The following is a 26,644-nucleotide window of genomic DNA, read 5'->3' as shown; positions in this document are numbered from 1 at the left end:
GATTTAATAACATAGATTAATTTACAACAACATCATTACATTTGTAACATCAACAAACTGAAGATCAACACCATTACTTGACAATGCAATACAAACATTTTTATGTCTGTTTTATGCCTTGAAATTCGATCCGGACTGTTACAAATTACTTTCTTGACTAGCCCCTTGCCTATATCCACATTCAATTCTTGAAGCGCCACTGGAAAATTATTTTGTAAACCAGTCTCTCCAATATCGACATATTCTTTTTAACCGGTTCGTTTTTTATAAGTTAGTAACACTCATTTAATTGTTTCTTAATTTGTCCACCATCTTTATTAGCTGAATGTATATATCCCAATCATTTTCCCCTCCCCTTTCAATTGTGTAAGAGTACGTACCACCTCCACTACTTTCGGGTCCATAGCTACTTCAATGCCATTCACGATTTCAGTAATGTCGTTTTCCTCACCTTTAGCTAAGGTCAAGCTGTAGTTTGGGCCGCAACATCCTGCGCCTTCAAATGCAAATCGTAATGTATGAACTCCGTTTTCTTCCATTACTTGTGTAATAAATGATTTTGCTTCCTCTGTAATAATCATGGCTTCCTCCCTCTCTTTAAATGATTTACTTCAGTCGTGTGTTGCACTACCTTCTAAAAAATGTTCACAGTCAAGCGCAGCCATACAATCAATTCGAATCCCATCTTGTTGTATCCCAACTTAGATAGTTAATTCTTTAAGTTTTTGATATCCTATTATATCTTCCGACTGCCAAGGAATAACCACACAATGGTTTTGTGATTTTCGTTGTACTTCCTCAATCCAATGAACTTCAGACTGTATTCGTCCGCGTAGAATAGGATCCACTGTATGTGTGGCATAGAAGCTTTGATTGATGACCCACCACTTCGGTTGGATTCCTGAGCGCTTTAAGTCATCTTGTAGACGGCTTGCTTCATAAACCGGTGTAGCTTCAGCCAATGTAACAATGACTACACTTGTTTCTTCCAGATTGCGAAGACGTGGTAACAAGTTTTGCACAGATCGCGGTACTTCTCCAGAAGAGCGCGCAATTTCTTTATTATAGACTTGTGCAGCATCCAATAACAGTAAAGTATGTCCTGTCGGAGCTGTATCAATGACAATTATTTCTTCGCTCGCTTTTTCTACGATATCTGCAAAGGCGCGGAATACCGCGATTTCCTCTGTACAAGGAGAACGTAGGTCCTCTTCTAAATAAACCAATCCTTCTTCATCTACTGTATCTTTTGCTTGGTTGAGGACTTCGTTACGGTACTTCTCTACTTCTACTTTTGGATCAATACGGCTAATAGAGATATTTTCTTGGACTCCATGCATCACATAATCTATATGAGCAGCCGGATCTGTTGTGGTTAAATGAACACGATGTCCTTTTTCAGCCAACCCAACTGCAATCACAGAAGCAATTGTTGTTTTTCCTACGCCGCCTTTACCCATTGTGAAAATTACGCGCTTCCTTGACTCTGATAAGTCATCAATCAACGTTTTTAAAGCTGGAACGTGCAATGACTTTGTTTCATCTGCCGATACAACGCTTGTCTGTTCAAAGGTGAATAACTTACGGATGTTTTCTACTCCGGCGATATTAAATGGTACTAACGGAATTTCAAATGTTTGCAATTCTTTTAACTCATTCGGCATCTGTTCTAATGCACGAACTTGTCGAGTAAAGAAAGCAGAAGAAACCTCATCATTTTTAACGAAATCTTTCATCAAACCATTAATAAGAAGATACTGATTTTTCAACCCAATCTCTCGTAACTCTTTGGATGCTCGTGCCGCTTCTTGAAGCGGAGAGCCGTCAGGACGAGTCACAAGAAGCAAGGTTGTTTTCTCTGGATTCGCTAGTACCTCTACACTTTGTTCATACATTCTCTTCTTAGCGCTTAGTCCCGCTAACGGACCCAAACAAGAAGCGCCATGTGTACTCTCTGCTAGAAATCCACTCCACGCAGTGGGCAACTGCAACAATCGCAACGTATGTCCTGTTGGAGCCGTATCAAAAATAATATGATCATATTGTACAGTAAGTTCCTTGTTCGTCAATAATGTAGAAAACTCATCGAAGGCTGCAATTTCAACGGTACATGCACCCGATAGTTGCTCCTCCATGGAGGCGATAACGGTTTCTGGCAACTTCCCTCTATATGGTGCAACTACTTTTTCTTTAAATTCATTTGCCGCAGTTTCTGGATCGAGATTAGCAGCAAATAAATTTGGGACATTTGGAATGGCGGTAGGTTTATTTTGCAGCTCTACTTCAAACACATCTTGTAAATTAGACGCGGGATCTGTGCTTACGAGCAATACTTGTTTTCCACTATCTGCTAACGCAATAGCTGTTGCACACGCCGTTGATGTTTTCCCTACTCCTCCTTTTCCCGTAAAAAATAAAAAGGGAGTGAAATCTATGGATCGAGGGTTGAACAAAGTAATCATATCATTCACTTCTTTCGCTATTTTTTCACATTGAGACTTAAGCGAACTTTTGGTTTTTGGTTTAATTCTTCTTCTGTCATACCAGTTAATTTCGCTAACTCAGCGTTTGTTGGATATCCTTTTTCTTTTATTATCTCACCATCCACTAAAATGACCGGTAATACATCTGGTCCTTTTTCTGTCAGTAGTTTACTGATGATTTCGTTTGCTACAAAAGCATCTGGTTCGCTTCCAAGGTTATAACGTACAATATCAATCCCTTTATTCTTCAAATTGTTTACTGCTACGGAGATACGGATTAATTCCGGATCTACACTCGGACCACAAATCCCTGTTGGACAGCACATTGCTGGATCAAAGATTTCGATTTTTATCATGATTTCCCTCCTATAAAATCAGCCGAGAAGATTCTTCTCGGCTGTTAGTTCAGTCTTATTCGCCTGTTTCCGCAAATTTTTTGATGCGTGCGCCAATTTCATCGCGTACACGTTGGAATACAGCCCATTTCTCTTCGTCTGTGCCTTCTGCTTTTGCTGGATCTTCAAACCCCCAATGAACCCGTTTTACTTGAGGCGGTGTCATCGGACATCTCTCATCTGCATCGCCACAAAGAGTGACAACCAGATCGGCATGATTTAAGTATTCCGGATCAATCAGTTTGGACTTTTGATTGGAAATATCAATACCCACTTCTTTCATTGCTTTTACTGCATTGGGATTTAAGCCATGTGCTTCAATTCCGGCACTTTGAACCTCCCACTCATCACCAAGATATTTTTTTGCCCATCCTTCTGCCATTTGGCTGCGGCAAGAGTTACCTGTGCATAAGAAGTAAATTTTCTTTTTGTTTTTCATATTTCATTCCACCTTTGTTGTTAGTAATATACTGATTCTGCTTTGAAATATTTTCGTTGAAACCATAATGCCACGTTAACCAAAGCAATCATGACAGGTACTTCCACAAGTGGTCCAATCACGGCTGCAAATGCTGCACCAGAATGAATCCCAAACACGCCAACAGCTACGGCAATCGCTAACTCAAAGTTATTACTGCCGGCTGTAAAGGCAAGTGTAGTGGTTACAGGATAGCTCGCTCCAATTTTCTTCCCTAAGAAGAAGGAAACGAAGAACATTAACACAAAGTAAATTAACAATGGAATTGCAACTCTCACTACATCCAACGGCAAGCTTACGATAGCGTCTCCTTTTAAAGAGAACATGACAATAATCGTAAACAATAAAGAAATCAATGTAATCGGGCTGATTTTTGGAATGAATACTTTTTCATACCATTGTCTACCCTTTGCTTTTACCAACACAAAACGCGTTAACATCCCGCTCAAAAACGGAATTCCTAAGTAAATGAACACCGACTTAGCGACTTCAATCATTGTAATATTAACGATAGCACCTTTTAATCCTAACCATTCTGGAATAGTTGTCACAAACACATACGCATAAACAGAGAAAAATAACATTTGGAATACAGAGTTAAACGCCACAAGTCCAGCTGCGTACTCTGTATCTCCTTTCGCCAAATCATTCCAGACAATTACCATAGCAATACAACGTGCCAGACCAATCATGATGAGTCCGACCATGTATTCTGGCTTATCAGGCAAGAATACGATCGCCAATACAAACATCAATATTGGGCCAATAATCCAATTTTGTACAAGGGACAAAACCAATACTTTTATGTCTTTAAAGACGTGTCCCATCTCCTCGTAGCGAACTTTTGCTAACGGCGGATATAACATTAAAATTAAGCCAATAGCAATTGGAATCGATGTTGTTCCAACCTGCATACTGTTTATTCCGTCTACAAACTCCGGAAATATAGATCCCAAAGCGATTCCAACCGCCATAGCAAGAAAAATCCAAATGGTTAAATATCGATCTAGGAACGATAAACGCTTTTTCCCCTGATTATTCATTTTTTCACTCCCAATTTCATTATTAGGTTAACAACCGCAACGGAGCGTAGGGTTGATTTCCTCAATCTTACGAATTTTTTCTGTTTGATCTGGAATATGTTTCAAAATATCATGGATTAAATCATAAAACTCACTTTGTGGATTAAGGGAATAATAAACCCACTGTCCTCTCCTATCCTCTTTGACTAATCCTAAATCTTTTAACTTGCGAAGATGCTGACTAATAGAAGGTTGACTCATCTCGAACACTTCAAGAAGTTCACATACACAACACTCACGTTGTTTTAAAATCGCCATAATCGTTAAACGGGTTTTATCACCAAGTAACTTTAAAGCCTTTGATACTTTTTCTAGTTCCGTTACCGTTTTTACCACGAAAACACCCTCCTTTTTTATAATTATATAACTATTTACTTATTAATTGAGAAAAATTGGAGGTTCCATGACTCCTCCACTTAAACTTCCACCTAAAGTAATCATATAACAATATAGTTATATGATTCAAGAGCATTAACAGATTTTAACATAATCTTTACAATTCAAGCTCAAACAAAATCAAGCTCAAACAAAAAGTGTGAAAATAGGTAAACAAGCCGGTACTTTTCCGTTAAAAAACTAACTTGTGTATAAAGATGAAATGTTTGCGTTTATAAGCACTTCAGCCAATGACTCCACAAAATCTCTTTGTTCCAACTTTGTACAGGCCCGCATTAACCGACAATAAGCCTTGGTCAATAAAATGAATTTAGTGTGCGTATTGCCCATATAACTCTTTACGGCAATCGTATTGCTTTAGAGAAGTTAAACTTACTGCAACGAATTAAGCACGATCTAATGCTGCGACTTTTACTTTAACTGCCCCAATAAGTCGTTAATCTAATAAATCAGTTGTTTTATTTTGAAGCTCATTTATGACTTACTCCATCCATCGATATTATCAAATTATGATTACATATTCCCATTTAAGAATGATATCATCAGAAAAAATAAAAAAGCTCCCAATAAATAGGAGCATAATTTTTATTTTCGTAAGGATAAGAAAAACTATGGCCATCCTCATGCTTGCAAGTAAATTAAATCAGAGGATGGAATCAAAGGGAATTGAATATATGTACCAAAAAATAACACCCCGTCTTTAATTTTTAAATTTAATACTTAACATAGTATTTTCCATTATGTTTTTGTTTTTTAATCCAGCTTTTATACTTTTCTATATTATCTAGTGTGTGTTTCATAGTAATCTCGGCTGTACGAGTGGTACCGTCAAGAATTTTGTGTAAGAGAGTATTCTCAGATACGTTTTTTTAATCTTGGAGGAGGTGTTTAGTTGTCTTATATGAGACTGAATATTCAGTCTCATATAAGACAACTTAGTCTCCCTAGACTCTGTTCTTCATGAACAAAATTTGGTCTTTCAGTATCTTTCTTCAAACATATCTTGAAGTGCCTTGTATGCCGTAGAAAACCCTTTAAGTTTTCTAGTGGACCATTTTTCATTCAAGTCCTGTACCGTTAAGAACGTGATTTTTTCTGCTGCTTCAATACTGGTTAAGCTGTTCATCGTTTTGAGTCGTTTACGTATATCTTTAATCGTTCGTTCAATAGCATTGGTCGTGTAGATGACACTACGAATACTGGTCGGATATTTCATGAATGTTAGGAGGACATCTAAATCCTGTTCCCAAGATTGGACTTCTCTAGGATACTTTTTAGACCACTTGTCTTTAAACTCATGAAAGGCTTGAATGGCTGCGTCTCTTGTCATCGAACGATAGATCAGCTTTAGGTCTTCAGCCACTTCAAATTGGTCTTTTTTCCTTACCTTGTTTAACGTATTTCTTACTTTGTGGACCACACATCGTTGAACATCGGCTTTCGGATAGACGGCTTTAAAGGCTTCTTCAAGACCTGGGAGTCCATCAAAAACACCAAGTAAGACTTCATGAGCACCGCGTGTATAAAGGTCTTGGAGAATCTCTTGCCAGCCATGCGCGCTTTCTTGACCTCCAACGTAAAAGCCAAGAATTTCACGATAACCTTCTTCATTGACACCAAGAACAACGTAAATGACTTCTTTGGCATACGTATCACGACGAACTTTTATATAAAACCCATCAAGATACAACACAGAATACCGTTTGTTTAATGGACGTTGTTGCCATTTTTGAATATCCTCCAACGCGGCATCTGTAATATGACTAATCGTGGTAGGAGAGTAGGTTGAACCAAGAATTCTTTCGATAAACTTCCCAATTTCTCGAGTGCTCATCCCACTTTGATACATTTTAATAATCGCCTGTTCCAGCCAGCCGTCTTGACGTTGATAAGGCTCAAACAGTTGAGTCTGGAAATCCCCGTTGCGATCTCTTGGAACCGTAAGAGCTTCTATTTTCCCGTACTTTGTATCAAGAGTACGGTGATAATAACCATTTCTTGAGTTTTGAACGTGTTCCTGTTCCACTTGGAGGAAATTTTTGATTTCTTCTCTCATGATGAATTCAAGCTTTTCTTGAACAAAATCTTTTATCATATTTTCCAGTTGATTTGCGAAATCTGAGTTGAGTATACTATTACTCATAAGGTAGGGTATCTCCTTTCAGTTTTGTTTGGTCGCAAATCTGAGAATACCCTGCCTTTTTCTTTTTTTCTAGTAGAAAAATTTGCTTACACAAAATAATTTACATCATCGTACGAGTCCGCTCCTCATCCCAACAATTTGTAATACAACTTAATACATTTTCCATTTTTATATTGCTTTTCTTATTTTTATTAGCAATATAAAAACAGGCAAAAAGAAAGGTTACCTCTGCTAAAATTAGATAACCTTTTTTAAATTGCGATATTATACTTTGCGGCACACCAAAAAAACCATATTTCTTGATCTTTTCATGGGGAATCTCATCTCCTAAATTCTTTTCTAGTATGTAAAGAATGTACCTTCCCCGATTTCTATTTATCTCAGGATCTTCATACAAGGCGTTGGAAATATTTAATAAATTTGAAGCCTTCTTCATCTTTAATCACCCACCAGCTTCCTCATTCTACTCTATTTTAAAAATTTGTCTATTTGCTTTATTATAAACTTGGTGTATATCTCTTAACGCCTTGTCAGTATTGGATTTAATAAGTATAAAATCTTCATCTTTAGCCTTTCCTGAGTCCTCTAATGTTGCACCAATTGAACCGACAAAATAACCTTTTGCACCTAATAAAATCATAATTTCATTAAATAATTCTGATGTTAAACCATCGTGTGCTTGTTCTGTCATTATTTCTTCGTTATTTGTATCAACCAGTGTAGAGAGTTCTATAACCATTCTTCCTTTAAATAAATTCATATCGTTTTATACCTACCTTACTGTTTATTTTTTTGGAATTAAAAGAGTATTTACTAAAAATATTAATGAATCATTAAAAGCAACTCGGTATGTTAGCTTGCTTTGATAAAATACTTGTTCAAATATATTTGATTTAATATCTTCAATTAGATTATTTCTCGCATCTTCATTAAGTGATTCTGTAATTGAAGAAAGTTTATCTTCCAAATCTCGATATATTGCCTCTGAAAACATTCTATATTCTTCGCTATTAATTATATCTCCAAGTCTATTCTCAATTAATTGATTCACAGCTTTCTGGAATCCTTCTATCACTAAGAACACCTCTTTTATTCATATTATGAATATATCCATAAATAGAATAACACATATTTTATTGATTGTAAAACCAAAAAACTGTACGATTAAAAGAGAATTTAAGTAATGAGGGAAAAATAATGAATAACTTATTTATCGGAAGATTAATCAGAGAAATGAGACGAGAAAGAGAAATAACAATGGTGGATTTTGCGAAAAAAATTAACATATCTCAACCAACACTATCCAGAATTGAGAGTGGCAATCAAGAGGTATCATTTTCTCTTCTTGTTAAAATATGTAGAGAATTTGATATATCATTGAGTGACTTTTTCCGCAGACTAGAAGGGAAAAGTGAGTTACAAAAACTACAATTACCTTTAGTTGATCAGGACAGTTTGGACATAGATAAAGAATTAGAGGAAAAATTAATTTCAATGATTTCATCACTTTCTACAGAACAAAAAAAGGGACTATATGTACTTTTGCTTCCGTTTATCAAGGATTAGATTTTTACAAAAATTTATTTCAAATTAAACTGTCATGTCAAATACAGAAAAATAAATATTGTATTTTCAATATTGACCCATAGATTGCCATAATACTCATTTCTATCTTTCGTAAACAATCCAGTATTTTTTAATCTCCAATATTCATAAAGACTACCGTTTTTATGTCAACATTAGTAAGACTTTTATGCTCGAAATTTGGAACAAAATTTTGAAGAAAGTCAAAGGGCACGGCGTCTTTCATGAGCATTTTCCCATGATGTCGTTTGCCGTCTGTTGAATAATCAACAATAATTTTTGCTCCTTCAGCAGGAGACTTTCCAAGTGGATGATGACCATTTAAATCTGTAGATGTTGGTCCGGGCGTTACCGCAAAAATTTGAGCATCAGTGTCCTCAAGCTCACGTGCAAACCCAACCATCATGGCATTGTTCGCTGTTTTTGAAGTGTTGTAAACAAATGAATTTGGTAACTTACCTTCTGAAAGAATCACTAGTAAACCACTTTGTCTTGTGAGTCTCCATAAAACGACAAGCGGAGAGAAAAGCACACACTTTTCTCTCCGCTCATTTACTTTTTTATAGGATTTGAGCAAACAATCGTAGGGTTGAACCGCGAAAGTGAACCTCTCACTCTTAGAAAGATTTAATCGTAGAAAAAGACCAATAGAGCCAAGGAATTTATTGCCTTTTGTAGAAATTGGGGGATCGGGGTTATAACCCTTTTCAAACCTACATTCTTAGAGGATTTACCCTAGCTATGATAGAGTCTTTCCCTGCTTTAATTCTCGAAGTGCGGGCACACACATTCCTTATGATATACGATCTGAGTAGATGACGAATTCCGTGCCATTCCATGGAAGAGCAACTACCTTCCTTTTTAAATCTTCTTCTGCTGCGCTTTTCGTCAACTTACAAATGCCGAGAAACTGTTTTTTGAAAACTGCTTTTCCGCCATCAGGCTGCTCACTGCTATAACTGATTGAAACTGTGCGCATATATCTTGGAAATTATAGCGGCTTTCATAAATAATCAAAGTTTCATTTGCTAGATCATCCAGTCCTACTACAAAAAACATCAAATATGAAAAGATTCAATAGAAACGTTTGCCTATGTTAATAACCTGTTTTATTTTGATATAGTCAGAGTTTTTTGTATTTATATAAGATGCGAAAAACATTGAATATATTGGGACTTCCTAATTTTTATGCGAATTTCATCCACATGCTACCAAGGATGCTTTTGTAATGTCTAGCCTAGCTCCACTAAGAAACTAATCATTGACAAATTTATTTCCCTGAGTATTATTAATTCTCTAATAATTACGTATTCATTCTCATAGGGGCTTGTACTTCTGGTAAACGAGGTTTTTAGGGTCTTTTCATTCCCATGAAGGATACTCTATTAACATAGTTTCCATTCCAGTATCTCTTTTCTTTGATTTGTTAGAGAAAAACCATGTCTAATTTCCATTTACCAGACAATATCTCTGTTCAATCTGTTTCCGGCGAAGTTGTTCTTAACAAATCGGAATTTCAGCATACATTTCTGCTGTCATTTTAAAATTGGCAGCTGCTAGCGAATCTTCCAATTGATTTAAATTACGTGCGCCAATAATTGGGGCAGTCACAGCGGGATTAGCCATTACTCAAGCAACTGCTAAAGTTGCAGGTTTCACGTCTCGAGATTAAGCATATTTGGTGAACTGATCAGCCACAACAAAATCTTCTTTGGCACTGTAACGGTCATGATAGCGGGCATCATCAACAATTCGGCCATGATCAGGACGTTTGTTCACCCCACATTTTCCGGTTAATAAACCGGCACCAAGCGGACTGTATGTAATGACCCCAATTTGTTCAGACTTCGCCATTGGAAAATTTCTACTTTGGCCTGACGTTTTACCAGGTTATACATCGGTTGGATTAATTCAAAACGTGCGAGTTGTTCTTTGGAAGAAATACCCAAAGTCCTATATAGGGTTTCTCTCTGGCTCATCAGACGCTATCCATTCTTTAATTCGAGCGTAACTTTTTGGTTGTTTGTTCTCATGAACTGTAAGCATTACATTAAGACCCTCAATATTTACATTAAAATAGTTATTTCCTTTCTTCTTGGATTGCGAGACTCGAATAACTAAAACAGTGCTCTTGCTCATTTTTCCCACCTCCTTAGTTATTTATAATAATAACTTCTTTGAGGAGGTGTTAAAGTAAAAAACCAGCATAGTGGTATTTCTTCTGGGAAACATTAAACTGATCAGTTACCCAACTCAGAGAAGATAAATGCAAAGAGAGCTTTTGAGTAAAACCTTTGTTGGTCAACAAAAGGGAGTTTTACTTCCCCCTTGACCGTCTCATTTTTCTTTACTCTCTATAAATTGAACATTTGGGTAATTCCCTTTGTAGTCAAAATCTGAACCGAGTATTAAATCAGAGTGAGCTTTAATTTCTGTGTTATTGACTTTTGCGTATTTATGTCCATGACATTGACGGTTTCTGTTAATACCATCAAATAAAGCAAGGAACTGTTCTCGATTGAATTGTTTTAAGTTTGGCTTAATAAAGTCTCTAAAATTATAATTTGCTGTGTCAAAGTTGCCACTATGAATAAATTGCTCGATAAGTAAATCATAATATTTATCTGTACAGTCATTTTCTAAAGCCCAGTTATAAAGTAAATCCATTTCAGCTTTGTTTAATATATAGCTCTCATAAAACTTTTCTTCATAATAACTATGCTCTGTCCAATGTATGTTTTTAATTAAGTAATCAAAGTGTTTTTCCATGCTCTCTCTTAAAAATGGAGAACGTACTTTGAATTTCCACTCCTTATCAATTTTCGCTTTGAGTTTTGTTTGATTATGGCTCTCCACAAAACTGTACAATTCGGGGTTATTACCAAAGAACTCAGTTAATCTTATCAAGATACTCTCTTCATCCTCTTTAAACTTGTTAAAAGAAATAGAATTCTCCTCTATATACTTCAACAAGCTGGCTTTGTACCTTTTATATAGAATTTTTAGTGTTCGATAATTTATGTCTCTATTTAACCTACAAGGGTCGCTTGTACAATTGAAAGTAATTCCCCATAGATCTTTAAAAATGGCATTTATCATTTGTTCATTGGTGTTTTTCAAATATCTTGACTCTATGTAATTTTCAAGCGACAAATCATCTGAGAAGAAATTCTTGTGTTGTTCTAAATCCTCAAGAAACATTGTAAAAACCTTCTTAGACATAACTGGGTTTTTCACAAGTAGGCCTTCAAGCATATTTCTTATTAATGCTCTGACAGTTTCTTTGTTTGGTGTTGAGAGTAAATCTTGTTGAGTTAGAACTGGGTGAGCTGATAAATGTCTGTGCTGTCTTAATGAGTCTATACTTATTTTGTCAACTGGTTCTAATAAAAGTGTTCTTGTTTTAACTTCCTCGATAAGTACACCTTCCCAGCTTCCCGGATTGGTGGGATTTTTCTTTTGCTCTTCCTCTATTTTGTCTAATATTGATTTTGCTGTTTCATCATCATATAGTTCTTTAAGGTCTTTCAGCTTATAAATTAAATCACACATAACAACTGAATAAAGCATTACGACAGCTGAGCGGTAACTCCCATTTACATAAGACTGGAGAACTTCCTTGAAATATTCCCTTGTTTTTGGGTGATAAATTTGTTCAGCACCTTGCTCAATAGAATATGATGACATAGTTTGTCTCCCCCTTTTCAAGTGGATAACATTCTTCTAAAAATTCCTTGATACGCCCTTTTTTCAACCTAGCAAGTTTCCCATATTCATTATTTTCGTTTATGATTTGTTTTTTCTTCAAGTATATTTCATCTATAAAGGTGTTTTATATTCTTCTATGTCATTATATAAATGATTAATGTTCTTCAACAACCTTCCTCCTAGATTAATACCTTAATTTTTGTAAAATTACATTCTTTCTATTGGCAATATTAAAGGAAGAATAAAATCTTTATAGAAATAGTCTAAAGAAAATAACAATGAGGAGGTTAAATCATAATGAGCGGACAAAAGCTTGGCATTACCATAAAATACAGTCGTGAGATACAAGATATTGGAAATAAACTCGGAGACCTTGAGAACAATCGAGTTAAGGAATAAACAAGGAGAGACATAGCACAAAAGGTTTCTTTTTATGTATTACAACCAATGAGCTAGTTTGTTGCGTTGGCTTGTGATTCAGCTTCCTCTGCCAAGTCTTCTAGCTCTTGCCTTGCTCTTTTCATTTCTCTAGGGAGTATGTAAATATATTCAAGTATCTTGTTGGTAAATCTGAACATACTTTCTACCATGTATTTATCAAAGTTTACTTGATCTCCATGTGCCGCCATATTTCCAAAGTCTTTTATTACCTTAGATATGTCTCCCTTTAAAGGAGCATTCCTGTAATGAAGAAATTTGAGGTTTGAAAAAAAAAAGTCCCCTTGGTATAGTACAGGGTGTCAATGCGCATTGACCCCGAATTTCAATAAACCAAGGAGGACTCAAAATGAATTATACACAAAATCAAAAAATCTCTCAAATTACACCATCAACTCTCATTGTAGGTATTGATGTAGCTAAAGAAAAGCATGTAGCCCGTTTTCAAGATGATCGAGGCTTAGAATTTGGCAAGAGGTTGATCTTTGAAAATCGTATACACGGCTTTCAAACCTTATTAGATTGTGTCAAGCGTCACCAAAATGACAATCATAAGGATCACGTGATTTTTGGAATGGAGCCTACAGGTCATTATTGGCTAAATCTTGCCTATTTTCTTAAGGCAAAAGGATATGATGTAGTGCTAGTGAATCCTATGCACGTCAAAAAAAGCAAAGAACTGGATGATAATTCACCTACAAAAAACGATACAAAAGACGCTCGTGTCATTGCACAGTTAATAAAAGATGGGCGATACTCCGTACCGAACCTATTAGAGGGTGTATACGCTGAACTAAGGGAAGGCGTCAAATTACGAGATCAGCTCATCAAACAGCTTATGATCATTGAAGGGCGGATTGAAAACGTCATTCAGCGCTTTTTCCCAGAGTTTTTCGATGTGTTTGGAGATTGAAAAGGGAAAGCCGCCTTTCATACCTTGCGCATGTTTCCATTTCCTTCTGATATTCAAAAGTTGACACCAGAAGAAGTACTTCAAAAATGGAAACCGCATGTACAGCGTGGGGTTGGGCTAAAACGTGCAACCAAACTCGTAGAGGTAGCGAACAAGAGCGTTGGGATTGAAGTCGGAATCCAGTTCGCCAAAAGAGAATTGGATTGTCTATTGGATCAATATGAGCTTTACAAGACACAGTTAGCCCAATTAGACGAGGAACTAGAAGGCAGGGTTGAAAGCATACCAGGTGCGAAGCAAATGACGAGTATCCCGGGACTCGGTCATACCACCATCGCTTTGTTTTTTGCGGAAGTAGGGGATTTGAGCAAGTACAATCATCCGCAACAACTAGTCAACCTGGCAGGGCTTTCTTTAAGAGAACACAGTTCAGGAAAGTATAAAGGGCAAACACGCATAACCAAAAGGGGTCGAAGACGTTTACGAAAAGCATTATACCTGGCCATTCGACCATTGGTTGCCCATAATCCTGTATTTAAAGCCTTGCATCATTACTATACCAATCGGCCAGACAGGCCGTTAAAAAAACAACAGTCTCTGATTGCCTTGTGTTGTAAATTATTACGTGTGTTATTTGCCATTGGTAAGAAACAGTGTGAGTTTGATGGATTAAAGCTATTAAAGGGATTACCTCAAATAAAAGCATTACAGGCTGCATAAAAGCTTTCAAACGACTTGTTATTCTGACAAACACCAATAGTGCAGAGTTGGAGTATATTTTCACCATTCGGGCATTAGACCCTGTAAAGGAGCATATCCAACCTCCACCTCATGGATACGCAGGACGAAGGAATGTGTGGATCTTATAATCCAGTGATACATGGGAGGGTGAGCGACCATGAGAAGTGTGGAGATTTCTTGCACGGTCATACATGATATTACAGATATTGTAAATCTGTATTATAGGATGCACCTTACCATGTAAATATATTGAATAAATACAAGTAATATCCACTCATTTGAGGTAAAGAAGCTATTATGTGTTAGCGAAATTTAAAGAAAACGCGAGAATTTTGAAGAAAATTAAAGTTTATAGAGGGAGGTAAAATGCCTTGTTGCTGTAATTGATTAAGCTTTTGATGAAGTTGACCATTTACAGCTCCTTTATCTTTACAAACCATTTCAAAAGTTCTTCTAAGTGCCATTACACAAACAGCGTTATCAATATTCTTTACCTTTAAAGCTGACTCATAAGCACCTTTAATATTTTTAGGTAAACTATATAAATTTACCTTTTCAGAGGTTGGAAACAAAACAGACCCCTCTTCATAAATATCAAAACCCTCACGGTATGCTTCTTCAGTATTCCAGTGAGTATGAAACAACTGAAAACCTTTGCAAACAGGACACTCAAACACCTCAAAAATATCATGAAAATGGGCTTTTTCACTAAATTGCAAAGGAACTGTTGTTACTTTTTCAAATCTATTTAATAATTCCATAGGAGTTTTATTCCCACAATGTGGGCAAGTTAGAATAATCTTTTCAGACATATTTAAGCACCATCGATAATAGATTAAAATCTACTTTCTTTTATTACTTTCTTATGCTTAAATTATAGCACTCCAGAGGTGAAATTTACTAAATCTTCTTCTAAGGAGCTTTTCGCCAATAAACAATTGCCCAACCAGTTTTCAGAAAACTGGTTTTCCGCTTGCATGCTGCTCACTGCTAAAACTGATTGAAACTGTGAGCAAGCTTTCAGCATTATACCTTCCAATATATCTCGGAAGTTACAGCCGCTTTCACCAATAATCAAAGTATCATGTGCCAGATCATCCAGTCCTACTACATATGAGGCGTTGCTATTGTAGTGAAAAAACAATCAAATATGAAGAGATTTAATAGAAACGTTTTCCTACGTTAATAACTAGATTTATTTTGATATAGTCGGAGTTTTTTTGCATTTATAAAAAATGAGAAAAACATTGAATTATATTTGGATTTCCCAGCTTTTTACTATGCACATAGAACGGACACCGTCAGGATGCATGATAAACTATGTACGTTATTGACAGTCTTTAAAACGGTTTTTTGCTAATACTTTTATACAAATGGAACTCTGCTTACGAAATGCAGTAAAATTCGTTATTGATTATCCTTCCCCCACTCATTTTTTTCATCAAGTAGCAGGTTTTCATTCAAACAATAGTGAAACGAATATCATTGAGTATTCATTCAGATACAAAAAATCCCTTCGAGAAGAATTATCACTTATATCTAGTGGGGGTACTATTTAATTAAAATATACTGCAAAGTGTTCATCCAAATGTTGTGGATGATGTAAATTATTTTGTGTAAGCAAATTTTTCTACTAGAAAAAAAGAAAAAGGCAGGGTATTCTCAGATTTGCGACCAAACAAAACTGAAAGGAGATACCCTACCTTATGAGTAATAGTATACTCAACTCAGATTTCGCAAATCAACTGGAAAATATGATAAAAGATTTTGTTCAAGAAAAGCTTGAATTCATCATGAGAGAAGAAATCAAAAATTTCCTCCAAGTGGAACAGGAACACGTTCAAAACTCAAGAAATGGTTATTATCACCGTACTCTTGATACAAAGTACGGGAAAATAGAAGCTCTTACGGTTCCAAGAGATCGCAACGGGGATTTCCAGACTCAACTGTTTGAGCCTTATCAACGTCAAGACGGCTGGCTGGAACAGGCGATTATTAAAATGTATCAAAGTGGGATGAGCACTCGAGAAATTGGGAAGTTTATCGAAAGAATTCTTGGTTCAACCTACTCTCCTACCACGATTAGTCATATTACAGATGCCGCGTTGGAGGATATTCAAAAATGGCAACAACGTCCATTAAACAAACGGTATTCTGTGTTGTATCTTGATGGGTTTTATATAAAAGTTCGTCGTGATACGTATGCCAAAGAAGTCATTTACGTTGTTCTTGGTGTCAATGAAGAAGGTTATCGTGAAATTCTTGGCTTTTACGTTGGAGGTCAAGAAAGCGCGCATGGCTGGCAAGAGATTCTCCAAGACCTTTATACACGCGGTGCTCATGAAGTCTTACTTGGTGTTTTTGATGGACTCCCAGGTCTTGAAGAAGCCTTTAAAGCCGTCTATCCGAAAGCCGATGTTCAACGATGTGTGGTCCACAAAGTAAGAAATACGTTAAACAAGGTAAGGAAAAAAGACCAATTTGAAGTGGCTGAAGACCTAAAGCTGATCTATCGTTCGATGACAAGAGACGCAGCCATTCAAGCCTTTCATGAGTTTAAAGACAAGTGGTCTAAAAAGTATCCTAGAGAAGTCCAATCTTGGGAACAAGATTTAGATGTCCTCCTAACATTCATGAAATATCCGACCAGTATTCGTAGTGTCATCTACACGACCAATGCTATTGAACGAACGATTAAAGATATACGTAAACGACTCAAAACGATGAACAGCTTAACCAGTATTGAAGCAGCAGAAAAAATCACGTTCTTAACGGTACAGGACTTGAATGAAAAATGGTCCACTAGAAAACTTAAAGGGTTTTCTACGGCATACAAGGCACTTCAAGATATGTTTGAAGAAAGATACTGAAAGACCAAATTTTGTTCATGAAGAACAGAGTCTAGGGAGACTAAGTTGTCTTATATGAGACTGAATATTCAGTCTCATATAAGACAACTAAACACCTCCTCCAAGATTAAAAAAACGTATCTGAGAATACTCTCTTACACAAAATTCTTGACGGTACCATGTTGTGATACTTATTTTCATTATCTATCTAAATTTCATTCTTTAATATTTAGTAACACTATAATGGTTTCTTTAAATGGTGGAGAATGTTGGTTACGATCATTAGATACTAAATACGATAAAAACTTGTGATTTTTTCGTATTTCTTAATTTAAAAAAACTATTTAATATAGAAAAACGAGAAATTTTCTTGATAAATTAAATTATTATTTTAAAATTATAAAAAATATACTATCAAGTAATGGTTACCAATTTTCGTTACCGTAACGATATTAAGTACCTATGTTTATTAGGCTCTTGAATTTTTACCTATATCTTTTTAATAAAATTCGCTTTAATATGTAATTCAATTTGCAAAATAGTACCTTTATAGGGTCGATATTAAATATGAGAAACGAGAAATTTAAAGCTGATTTTTTCATTTGACAGATAAAAAATAATTCACTGTTAAAGGCTGACGATGTGTTTTAATATAACAAAAGAAAATTCCACAGTTTAATCAATGAAATTCAATATGCAGTCTAGAGATTACGTCATTCCATCGAGCTTTGCCTAATCTCTCATAAAAACAATGATAACAAGGAGTAGTAGGTAATTTACTGATTTCGTCATTTCGAAAAATATTCTAAGTTTTCAAAAAATATTCTTGAATAAAGCTTAATCAAATAAACGAGTGAACTATTGGCATAATATAAAAAGAAAGTGACCGTTATATTAGTCACTTCTCTCCCTCTTTGATTATTTCAATTTTTCCATTTGGATATTCTTTCACAATACCTTTATGATTTTTATAAACGATGTAAGTATTATTTTTCTTCGCCTCAATTCTTGCCATTTCTCCAGTCAGTTTGATGTACTTTTCTAAGGATTTACGGCTTATTTTCCGCATTGTTTATACTCTCCCTCTATAAACTTTAATTTTCTTCAAAATTCTCGCGTTTTCTTTAAATTTCGCTAACACATAATAGCTTCTTTACCTCAAATGAGTGGATATTACTTGTATTTATTCAATATATTTACATGGTAAGGTGCATCCTATAATACAGATTTACAATATCTGTAATATCATGTATGACCGTGCAAGAAATCTCCACACTTCTCATGGTCGCTCACCCTCCCATGTATCACTGGATTATAAGATCCACACATTCCTTCGTCCTGCGTATCCATGAGGTGGAGGTTGGATATGCTCCTTTACAGGGTCTAATGCCCGAATGGTGAAAATATACTCCAACTCTGCACTATTGGTGTTTGTCAGAATAACAAGTCGTTTGAAAGCTTTTATGCAGCCTGTAATGCTTTTATTTGAGGTAATCCCTTTAATAGCTTTAATCCATCAAACTCACACTGTTTCTTACCAATGGCAAATAACACACGTAATAATTTACAACACAAGGCAATCAGAGACTGTTGTTTTTTTAACGGCCTGTCTGGCCGATTGGTATAGTAATGATGCAAGGCTTTAAATACAGGATTATGGGCAACCAATGGTCGAATGGCCAGGTATAATGCTTTTCGTAAACGTCTTCGACCCCTTTTGGTTATGCGTGTTTGCCCTTTATACTTTCCTGAACTGTGTTCTCTTAAAGAAAGCCCTGCCAGATTGACTAATTGTTGCGGATGATTGTACTTGGTTAAATCTCCTACTTCCGCAAAGAACAAAGCAATGGTAGTGTAACTAAGTCCCGGGATATTGGTCATTTGTTTCGCACCTGGTATGCTTTCAACAACACCTTCTAGTTCTTCATCTAGTTGTGCTAACTGTTTCTTGTAAAGCTCATATTGATCCAATAGGCAATCCAATTCTCTTTTTGCGAACTGGATTCCTGTCTCAATCCCAACGCTCTTTTTCGCTACTTCTACGAGTCGGGTTGCTCGTTTCAGCCCAACCCCACGCTGTACATACGGTTTCCATTTTTGCAGCACTTCTTCTGGTGACAACTTTTGAATATGAGAGGGAAATGGAAACATGCGCAAGGTATAAAAGGCTGCTTTACCTTTCCAATCTCCAAACACATCGAAAAACTCTGGGAAAAAGCGCTGAATGACGTTTTCAATCCGCCCTTCAATGATCATAAGCTGTTTGATGAGCTGATCTCGTAATTTGACGCCTTCCCTTAGTTCAGCGTATACGCCCTCTAATAGGTTCGGTACGGAGTATCGCCCATCTTTCATTAACTGTGCAATGACACGAGCATCTTTTGTATCGTTTTTTGTAGGCGAATTGTCATCAAGCTCTTTACTTTTTTTGACGTGCATGGGATTCACTAGCACTACATCATATCCTTTTGCCTTAAGAAAGTAAGCAAGATTTAGCCAATAATGACCTGTTGGCTCCATTCCAAAAATCACGTGGTCCTTATGATTTTCTTTTTGAATATGATTAACCCAATCTAATAAGGTTTGAAAGCCGTGTATACGATTTTCAAAGATCAATCTCTTGCCAAATTCTAAGCCTCGGTCATCTTGAAAACGGGCAACGTGCTTTTCTTTAGCTACATCAATACCTACAATGAGAGTTGATGGTGTAATTTGAGAGATTTTTTGATTTTGTGTATAATTCATTTTGAGTCCTCCTTGGTTTATTGAAATTCGGGGTCAACGCGCATTGACACCCTGTACTATACCAAGGGGACTTTTTTTATCAAACCTCAAATTTCCTCATTACAGGAATGCTCCTTTTTTGTATTAATCCAAATACTGTTTCTATGTTTTCTTTCGGTTTTAGCACAAATATCGAATGATATCAAAATTTATAAAGTTATACTCATGATTTCATATATGAATCCAAATGATCATTGTCCGTTAAGCACAAAAAATTTCATCGTGGTTTGGCTGTCAAACTCTTGTCGTGCCAAAACGTTGACAACGTTGAATAATAAGAGATCATGGATTTGTGATCCATGATCTCTTTTATTATGTTATTTCACATCGTAACCTTGTTCTTCAATGGCTTCTTTCATTTTTTCTACACTGACTTTTGTTTCATCATAATTCACATCCACAGTGCCTTCTTCTAGATGTACATCCACATTTTTCACACCTTCCAGCTCTTTAAGAGCATTCGTTACGGCCATTTTGCAGTGTCCGCAAGTCATTCCTTCTACGTTTAATGTAATGTCCATTCAAACTTCCTCCTTTATATGGTTCCATTTTCTATTTTCACGCGTTTCAAACGAAGCGCGTTTGTCACAACCGATACTGAGCTGAATGCCATCGCTGCTCCCGCAACCCAAGGCTCCAATAATCCAGCTGCTGCTACAGGAATACCAATGGAATTATAGAACAAAGCCCAAAATAGATTTTGTCGAATGTTTCTCATCGTTTTGCGGCTTAACTCAATCGCATTGGGAATATGCGCCAGATCTCCGCCAACCAACGTTACATCAGCCGTTTCAATCGCGACATCCGTTCCTGTGCCGATGGCCATTCCGATATCCGCTTTTGCAAGAGCGGGAGCATCATTGATCCCATCGCCAACCATCGCCACTCGTTTTCCTTGTTTTTGGAGTTCTTCAACGATTTTCGCTTTGTCTTCAGGGAGCACTTCGGCATACACATGATCCACATTCACTTGCTTCGCAATCGCTTCAGCCGTGCGTTGATTGTCTCCCGTTACCATGTACACTTCTATACCCATTTGTTTTAAAGTTTGAATGGCTTCTTTAGAGCTTTCTTTTACGGTATCCGCGACAGCAATGATGCCGGCAATCTTATGGTCAATGGCAACCAACATAGCGGTTTTCCCTTGTTTTTCAAGATCCGCCATTTGATCTTCATGCATGGAAATGTCAATCGAGTGTTCCTTCATCAATTTTCGCGTTCCAACAAGGATATGTTTGCCATCAATGGTAGCTTCAATTCCGTGACCAGTAATGGCGGCGAAATGCTCTAGTGGTTTTATAGAAATCGCTTGCTTCTTTCCATATTCCACAATTGCTTGGGCCAACGGATGTTCAGAAGCGCTCTCGGCTGAAATGGCATAATCAAGCATGCCTTTTTGAAACTCTACTACATCTGTTACTTCTGGTTTCCCTTTTGTAACAGTTCCTGTTTTATCCAGTAACACAGCATTGATTTTATGCGTTCCTTCTAGATACTCACCCCCTTTAAAGAGGATCCCTTTTTCTGCCCCTTTACCTGTTCCGACCATAATGGATGTTGGTGTGGCTAAACCAAGCGCACAAGGACAGGCGATGACAAGAACCGCAATGGCCACTTCAAGCGCCTTTGGCAAGTCACCCGGTGCCACCATGAAGTACCATAACATGAACGCCACAACAGAAATTCCTACCACAATGGGTACGAAAATACCTGAGATGACATCAGCCATACGCTGAATCGGTGCTTTAGAGCCTTGTGCCTCTTCAACGATTTTAATAATATTGGCAAGGGCTGTCTCTTTCCCTACCTTTTCGGCTCGAATGGTCAGTACACCATTTGTATTCATGGTGGCTCCTATAACAGAGTCCCCTTCTTTCTTATCAACCGGAATCGATTCACCTGTAATCATCGATTCGTCCACTGAGGAAACTCCGGCGATTACAGTACCGTCTACCGGTATTTTTTCTCCGGGCTTGACGAGAATCGTATCACCGATCACCACTTCTTCGAGCGGAACTTTTACTTCTTGCCCATTACGGATGACAAGAGCTTCTTTTGCCTGCAGACTTAACAGCTTAGAGATAGCTTCTGTCGTTCGCCCTTTCGCCAATGTTTCAAAATATTTTCCAACAAGTACAAGGGTTATCAACACGGCACTTGTTTCAAAATACAATTTGGGCATATATTCGGGATTGGCTAAAGTTTTAAAAGCTTCATACAAACTGTAAAAGTAAGCGGCCGATGTTCCAAGGGCTACTAATACATCCATGTTTGCACTTTTATTCCGTAATGCCCGATAAGCCCCAAGATAGAAAGGACCGCCAATATAGAACTGAACGGGTGTCGCTAAAAGAAGTTGGAACCACGGATTCATTAAAATGTGTGGCAACGGTAAGCCTAAATCAACAGGCAAATGAGCAATCATCGTATAAAGCAAAGGTAATGATAAGATGATAGAAATGGTGAGTTGCCGTTTTTTTTGTTTAAGTAATTCTTCTCTTCGACCAGCATGATCTTGTTCTTCGTTCCGAATCTGTCCTTTGTACCCAAGCTTTTTGATTTTCTCTAAAATGTCTCCTACGGATAAAATACCCTCGTTGTATTCTACAACCGCACTGTTTGTCGCTAAGTTTACAGTCGCACTTGTAACGCCTTCCATACGATTTAACCCTTTTTCAATCCGAGTCGCACATGCCGCACAAGTCATCCCTTCAATATCTAGCGTTACTTTTTCAGTCGCAACACCATATCCCAATTTATTAATTCTTGTTTGGATATCAGCTACACTTTGTTTAGAAGGATCATATTTAACCGTTGCTTTTTCCATTGCTAAATTGACATTGGCTTCTACTCCATCCATCTTGTTCAATACTTTCTCAATGCGATTGGAACAAGCGGCACATGTCATACCAGTCACCTTCAACGTAACGAGCTTTTGTTCACTCATCAATCTTTCCCTCCTTTACTTTGAAAATTGCCGAATGACGTCCATCAATTCGTCGATCGATTCTTTTCCGTTGCCTTCGCGAATCGCCTTGGAAACGCAATGATTGACATGGCGTTCCAACAAGTTCAACCCGACTTTGTTTAACGCGGCTTGAATTGCGGAAATTTGAACCAAAACATCGATACAGTAACGATTATCTTCGACCATCTTTTGCACACCGCGCACTTGTCCTTCAATACGTTTCAAACGCTTGATGATGCTTTCGATTTCTTCTTCGGTTCGCGGAACCATTTTTGGATTTATATGTTGTTCTTCACAGTGAGTCACTTAGGTTCACCTCGTTGATTATAACTATTTTCGTTTATATACATTATACCCGTATAGGGTATATAAAGCAACTGATATCTTACTTATGTATGATTGATTTTATATGTATCATTTTTTATTCCTATTTTGGATCAACGTGATGTACATTATTCAATTATTTCCTGTTTAAAGCTGCATGGATAAAAAGGAATTGGTTCTTTAAGTCAAATTACCAACATAAATTAAACTTTTTTATTTAGTAACTCAACTTTCGCACACAGAAATATGGAGACAGTCCTTGATATAACGAGGTAAAGAAGTAATCCAATTGGACAGTTGACACTGAAAAATGTCCATACTCAAATAAACCTTAGCTTCAGCCAAAGTTTGGAAAAGAGAAATCAATTGTAGTAAAGCCGTTTTAAAGTCCATCTCCTTTACTTCGTCACATAGAAACAAGAATAAGTTGCCCATGGTCTTCGGATCCTCTTCTTTCCGAAGTTGCCAAGCAATCAAGATATACCGAGTGAAGACAATGGTAGTATGGCTAATCATCATGTCATAGGAACGACCTTGAAACTCTTTGGCTAAATGTAAAAACGATTTACTGAATTTAAAAAAGGTTTCAATGTCCCAACGCATCCCATAGATTCGAACGATTTCTTCATTAGACAGCGTGGTATCTGTACTCAAAATGGCTAGCCATTCACTTTGGTTGTTTCGATTCCGCACAAACACGATTTTCACTGGTAAACCCGTATGAAGGGTTGCGTGAATCGAGCCGAGTGTTTCTTTTTTGCCAATGTCTCGTTTCGCTTTTCGATACAGTTGTTCCAAGGTTAAACGTTCTCCGTTGAAAAGATACCGTTGTTTCAGCTGTTTGACCATACCAATGACAAAAAGGCCTTTGGAGTGAATCTTCTCCACCAACGGGGCATGAGTAAACCATGTATCCATGAGCACATAATCAGCGAAAATTCCTTTATCCAATGCATGTTCTACTAATTTCAACACCATGTTTGGTTTTGCTTCCAATGCCTCGAGCCGTCGTTTGTAGCCTGTGGTTCGTTTATCAATGGACGAATGGATTTCGTTCAAGCGATTCTTTTGGTTCGCTGAACTCAAAAGAGCGAAATCGATAGGTACAAATGTAAAGCCATCGGACCATCCGAGCGTTAATAGTTGAAAACCATTGACAAACTGACGAGTGGAATGATCGAATACTTTAGCTAGAAGCTCAACCGATTTACTACGGTTACGAGAATAAATCGAATCGTCTACAATAAACACGGTAACACGGCGCTTCGAAATCGTTTGTTTCACACGACGAATCACTTCGGAGCTCAGAGATAGTAAAAAGGTTCTCCAGTTATACGTAGACGAGTTCAAAAAACGATAAATGGTATCTTTTCCTGGTAAATCGGCAGCCTTTTTGCTTTGTAAGGCGTGGTACCAGTTTCTGTATTGAAAAACAAGAAGAAATAATAGTTGAAAAATCGATAAACAAGAATAACCACAAGCCTTGATAATTCCTGCTTTTCTTAAATGATTACCAATTTGTAATTCAGAAAATCCGTCTTTTATTTCTTTTGGTAATTGCGCAAAATACTCTTTTTTCGTTATCATAATGGTGACACCTTTCTTTCTTTGGTTTTTGGTTTGGTCACCAATAGTTTACCAAAAGAAAGAGGTGTCTTTTTGTTTTTTAGACGAATTTTTTCAGTGTCAAGTGAATATGAGATACCCAAAGAAACCTATCAAATCAAGGATTATTCATAAATTTTTCACTGCGAAAGTTGAGTTATTATCTTTTTATGTATTTCGTACTGGTCAGAGAAACAAGGAAGGAAAAAGGCTGCTATGGACGAGAAAGAGGGGCGGAGAAATGTAGCAAATAATATAGCTTTAGTGGCTATTATTTTAAGTCTTTCCATAACTCCTATGCTTATAAACCAACAGGAAACAGGGAGAATAGTATCTCCTAAAACAGTTATGTCTAACTCATTTGTTTCAGGCAAAATCGGGACTAATAAAGGGGAAGTTGCCCCAGACTTTGAATTACGTTCAATTTCGGGAAATAAAGTGAAGTTGTCTGATTTTCGTGGAAAGACGGTTATATTGAATTTTTGGGCTACTTGGTGTCCGCCTTGCAGAGCAGAAATTCCGGAAATTCAAAAGTTCTATGAAGATAAAAAAAATAACAATGTAGAGATATTAGCAGTAAACTTAACGAATAGCGAAAGTAGTCTTAATGCAGTGAAAGAATTTGTGAAGGATAAAGGAATGACATTTACAATCGTGCTTGATAAAAAAGGAGAGACCAGTAATTTATACAGCATAATAACGATCCCCACTTCGTATATCATCGATAAAAATGGAAATATTAGAGACAAGTATGTGGGTCCTATGTCTTATGAAACGATGGATCGCTTTATCACAAGTATTCAATAATAAACACTAAATATTTTTATAGATAGGGGGGATATGGTCCCGTCTGAGTTGACAGTATCAAGAATGCTTATAACTGTTAATTCATGATTATATCTATTTTCGGATCATAACAGTTAAAAACCTGTGAACCCCCCAAATAAACCTGTAAAAAAGATAATGATTTTTGTCATCCAATCAAAAAACAGCAGTATTCCCATGACAATCATAAGAAATCCCCCAGTTTTTACGATGACTGAGTTATATCTTTTGATCCAATTTAGTTTGCCAATAAAAAATGACATAATGAAAAATGGTACGGCAAAACCTAATACATAGGCGAACATGTATAAAATTGCTGCACTTGGTTTGGTAGCTGCCAACGCTATAACCGATACAAGAATTGGTCCTGTACAGGGAGTCCAGCCTGCGGCAAATCCTATTCCAATTAAGATTGAACCCAAATAACCGGAGGGCTTGTTGCGAAAGATGAACCGTTTATCCTTCATCATAAAAGCTGGTGAAAATACACCTAATATTACTAAACCGAAAAAGATAATTAGTAAGGCGCTAATTTGTCTGATTAAATCTTGATAATCGGCAAATATTTTTCCTATTGCAGAAGTACTAAAACCAATAGCAATGAAGATGACAGAAAAACCGAGTAAGAAAAAAAGTGTATGAAGCATAGCACGTTTTTGAAGCATTACATTCTCTTTCTTTACTTCATCAACTGATACCCCTGTAATGTAAGATAAAAAAGCAGGATATAATGGTAAGCAACAGGGGGAAATAAAAGAGAGCAATCCCGCTCCGAATGCTAGAAATACATTGATATCCCTCATATTGGTTTCCATCCTTTTTTCTTCGATTTTCTCTAACGAAAGGTATATTATCTTGATTATAAAATAAAATTATGCATTTTTTATGGAGAAATGTATTCTTCTTATCATATAAAATTTAAATAAAT

The 26,644-nt window shown here is 36.7% G+C and carries 26 protein-coding genes and 1 pseudogene; 4 read left to right on the top strand and 23 right to left on the bottom strand.

Annotation, left to right across the window (positions count from 1 at the left end):
* Positions 1-317: 317 nt before the first annotated feature.
* From NST81_RS08935 to NST81_RS08890, 10 genes are all read right to left on the bottom strand, one after another.
* Complete coding sequence (locus NST81_RS08935; RefSeq protein WP_341029454.1) at positions 318-581, bottom strand: adhesin; 264 nt, start codon at positions 579-581, stop codon at positions 318-320.
* 120 nt (positions 582-701) lie between these two features.
* Positions 702-2,462, bottom strand: a complete 1,761-nt coding sequence (gene arsA / locus NST81_RS08930) for an arsenical pump-driving ATPase (protein ID WP_341029452.1) — start codon at positions 2,460-2,462, stop codon at positions 702-704.
* Positions 2,463-2,479: 17 nt separating this feature from the next.
* Positions 2,480-2,839 (bottom strand): arsenite efflux transporter metallochaperone ArsD, encoded by a 360-nt coding sequence (gene arsD / locus NST81_RS08925; protein WP_341029450.1) that lies wholly within the window; start codon positions 2,837-2,839, stop codon positions 2,480-2,482.
* Between the two features lie 55 nt (positions 2,840-2,894).
* Positions 2,895-3,317 (bottom strand): arsenate reductase (thioredoxin), encoded by a 423-nt coding sequence (gene arsC / locus NST81_RS08920; protein WP_017552541.1) that lies wholly within the window; start codon positions 3,315-3,317, stop codon positions 2,895-2,897.
* Positions 3,318-3,337: 20 nt separating this feature from the next.
* The gene (arsB, locus tag NST81_RS08915) at positions 3,338-4,399 is read right to left on the bottom strand and encodes an ACR3 family arsenite efflux transporter (protein WP_341029447.1); all 1,062 of its coding nucleotides are present in this window, start codon (positions 4,397-4,399) and stop codon (positions 3,338-3,340) included.
* 27 nt (positions 4,400-4,426) lie between these two features.
* Positions 4,427-4,774 (bottom strand): ArsR/SmtB family transcription factor, encoded by a 348-nt coding sequence (locus NST81_RS08910; RefSeq protein WP_327805840.1) that lies wholly within the window; start codon positions 4,772-4,774, stop codon positions 4,427-4,429.
* 1,039 nt (positions 4,775-5,813) lie between these two features.
* Entirely contained in the window at positions 5,814-6,977 is a 1,164-nt protein-coding gene (locus NST81_RS08905; RefSeq protein WP_048623008.1) for an IS256 family transposase, read from the bottom strand.
* A gap of 100 nt (positions 6,978-7,077) precedes the next feature.
* Complete coding sequence (locus tag NST81_RS08900) at positions 7,078-7,413, bottom strand: hypothetical protein (RefSeq protein ID WP_341029446.1); 336 nt, start codon at positions 7,411-7,413, stop codon at positions 7,078-7,080.
* Between the two features lie 27 nt (positions 7,414-7,440).
* Positions 7,441-7,737, bottom strand: coding sequence for a hypothetical protein (locus NST81_RS08895; protein WP_327805838.1), 297 nt, complete (start codon positions 7,735-7,737; stop codon positions 7,441-7,443).
* 24 nt (positions 7,738-7,761) lie between these two features.
* On the bottom strand, positions 7,762-8,052 hold the full coding sequence (locus NST81_RS08890; protein ID WP_025726881.1) for a hypothetical protein: 291 nt from the start codon (positions 8,050-8,052) through the stop codon (positions 7,762-7,764).
* Between the two features lie 122 nt (positions 8,053-8,174).
* On the opposite strand from NST81_RS08890, the gene NST81_RS08885 reads away from it, so the two are divergent.
* Entirely contained in the window at positions 8,175-8,543 is a 369-nt protein-coding gene (locus NST81_RS08885; protein ID WP_025726880.1) for a helix-turn-helix domain-containing protein, read from the top strand.
* A 130-nt stretch (positions 8,544-8,673) separates the two neighbouring features.
* Here NST81_RS08885 and NST81_RS08880 read toward each other — a convergent pair whose 3' ends face one another.
* The 5 genes from NST81_RS08880 to NST81_RS08860 all read right to left on the bottom strand — a co-directional run bounded on the left by NST81_RS08880 (position 8,674) and on the right by NST81_RS08860 (position 12,248).
* Positions 8,674-9,036 (bottom strand): hypothetical protein, encoded by a 363-nt coding sequence (locus tag NST81_RS08880; protein ID WP_341029444.1) that lies wholly within the window; start codon positions 9,034-9,036, stop codon positions 8,674-8,676.
* 1,025 nt (positions 9,037-10,061) lie between these two features.
* Entirely contained in the window at positions 10,062-10,187 is a 126-nt protein-coding gene (locus tag NST81_RS08875; RefSeq protein ID WP_341029442.1) for an aldo/keto reductase, read from the bottom strand.
* A gap of 42 nt (positions 10,188-10,229) precedes the next feature.
* Positions 10,230-10,415 (bottom strand): hypothetical protein, encoded by a 186-nt coding sequence (locus tag NST81_RS08870; protein WP_025726878.1) that lies wholly within the window; start codon positions 10,413-10,415, stop codon positions 10,230-10,232.
* A gap of 99 nt (positions 10,416-10,514) precedes the next feature.
* Positions 10,515-10,700, bottom strand: coding sequence for a hypothetical protein (locus NST81_RS08865; RefSeq protein WP_341029436.1), 186 nt, complete (start codon positions 10,698-10,700; stop codon positions 10,515-10,517).
* Positions 10,701-10,898: 198 nt separating this feature from the next.
* Positions 10,899-12,248, bottom strand: coding sequence for a hypothetical protein (locus tag NST81_RS08860; protein ID WP_341029434.1), 1,350 nt, complete (start codon positions 12,246-12,248; stop codon positions 10,899-10,901).
* An 808-nt stretch (positions 12,249-13,056) separates the two neighbouring features.
* Here NST81_RS08860 and NST81_RS08855 point away from each other — a divergent pair.
* Positions 13,057-14,340 (top strand): annotated as a pseudogene (locus NST81_RS08855) (IS110 family transposase).
* 323 nt (positions 14,341-14,663) lie between these two features.
* Here the strand turns inward: NST81_RS08855 and NST81_RS08850 are convergent.
* Positions 14,664-15,173, bottom strand: a complete 510-nt coding sequence (locus NST81_RS08850) for a DUF4145 domain-containing protein (RefSeq protein ID WP_341029433.1) — start codon at positions 15,171-15,173, stop codon at positions 14,664-14,666.
* An 894-nt stretch (positions 15,174-16,067) separates the two neighbouring features.
* On the opposite strand from NST81_RS08850, the gene NST81_RS08845 reads away from it, so the two are divergent.
* Positions 16,068-17,231, top strand: a complete 1,164-nt coding sequence (locus NST81_RS08845) for an IS256 family transposase (RefSeq protein ID WP_048623008.1) — start codon at positions 16,068-16,070, stop codon at positions 17,229-17,231.
* Between the two features lie 877 nt (positions 17,232-18,108).
* Here the strand turns inward: NST81_RS08845 and NST81_RS08840 are convergent.
* From NST81_RS08840 to NST81_RS08815, 6 genes are all read right to left on the bottom strand, one after another.
* The gene (locus NST81_RS08840) at positions 18,109-18,279 is read right to left on the bottom strand and encodes a hypothetical protein (protein ID WP_197023470.1); all 171 of its coding nucleotides are present in this window, start codon (positions 18,277-18,279) and stop codon (positions 18,109-18,111) included.
* A 392-nt stretch (positions 18,280-18,671) separates the two neighbouring features.
* Positions 18,672-19,955, bottom strand: a complete 1,284-nt coding sequence (locus NST81_RS08835; protein WP_048622726.1) for an IS110 family transposase — start codon at positions 19,953-19,955, stop codon at positions 18,672-18,674.
* A gap of 356 nt (positions 19,956-20,311) precedes the next feature.
* Positions 20,312-20,515, bottom strand: coding sequence for a copper chaperone CopZ (gene copZ / locus NST81_RS08830; protein ID WP_025726869.1), 204 nt, complete (start codon positions 20,513-20,515; stop codon positions 20,312-20,314).
* A gap of 14 nt (positions 20,516-20,529) precedes the next feature.
* On the bottom strand, positions 20,530-22,941 hold the full coding sequence (locus tag NST81_RS08825) for a heavy metal translocating P-type ATPase (protein ID WP_026678682.1): 2,412 nt from the start codon (positions 22,939-22,941) through the stop codon (positions 20,530-20,532).
* 15 nt (positions 22,942-22,956) lie between these two features.
* Entirely contained in the window at positions 22,957-23,232 is a 276-nt protein-coding gene (locus NST81_RS08820; RefSeq protein WP_211235576.1) for a metal-sensing transcriptional repressor, read from the bottom strand.
* A 279-nt stretch (positions 23,233-23,511) separates the two neighbouring features.
* Entirely contained in the window at positions 23,512-24,873 is a 1,362-nt protein-coding gene (locus NST81_RS08815; RefSeq protein WP_003353499.1) for an IS4 family transposase, read from the bottom strand.
* A 234-nt stretch (positions 24,874-25,107) separates the two neighbouring features.
* Between NST81_RS08815 and NST81_RS08810 the strand changes: the two genes are divergently transcribed.
* Positions 25,108-25,698 (top strand): peroxiredoxin family protein, encoded by a 591-nt coding sequence (locus NST81_RS08810; protein WP_341029422.1) that lies wholly within the window; start codon positions 25,108-25,110, stop codon positions 25,696-25,698.
* A 113-nt stretch (positions 25,699-25,811) separates the two neighbouring features.
* On the opposite strand, the gene NST81_RS08805 is transcribed toward NST81_RS08810, so the two are convergent.
* Entirely contained in the window at positions 25,812-26,519 is a 708-nt protein-coding gene (locus NST81_RS08805) for a cytochrome c biogenesis protein CcdA (RefSeq protein ID WP_026678563.1), read from the bottom strand.
* Between the last annotated feature and the right edge of the window lie 125 nt (positions 26,520-26,644).

Origin of the sequence: Bacillus sp. FSL W8-0223 (assembly GCF_038006805.1) — a bacterium.
Taxonomy (GTDB): domain Bacteria; phylum Bacillota; class Bacilli; order Bacillales; family DSM-4216; genus Bacillus_O; species Bacillus_O smithii.
This window is presented reverse-complemented; position numbering and strand designations above follow the sequence as displayed.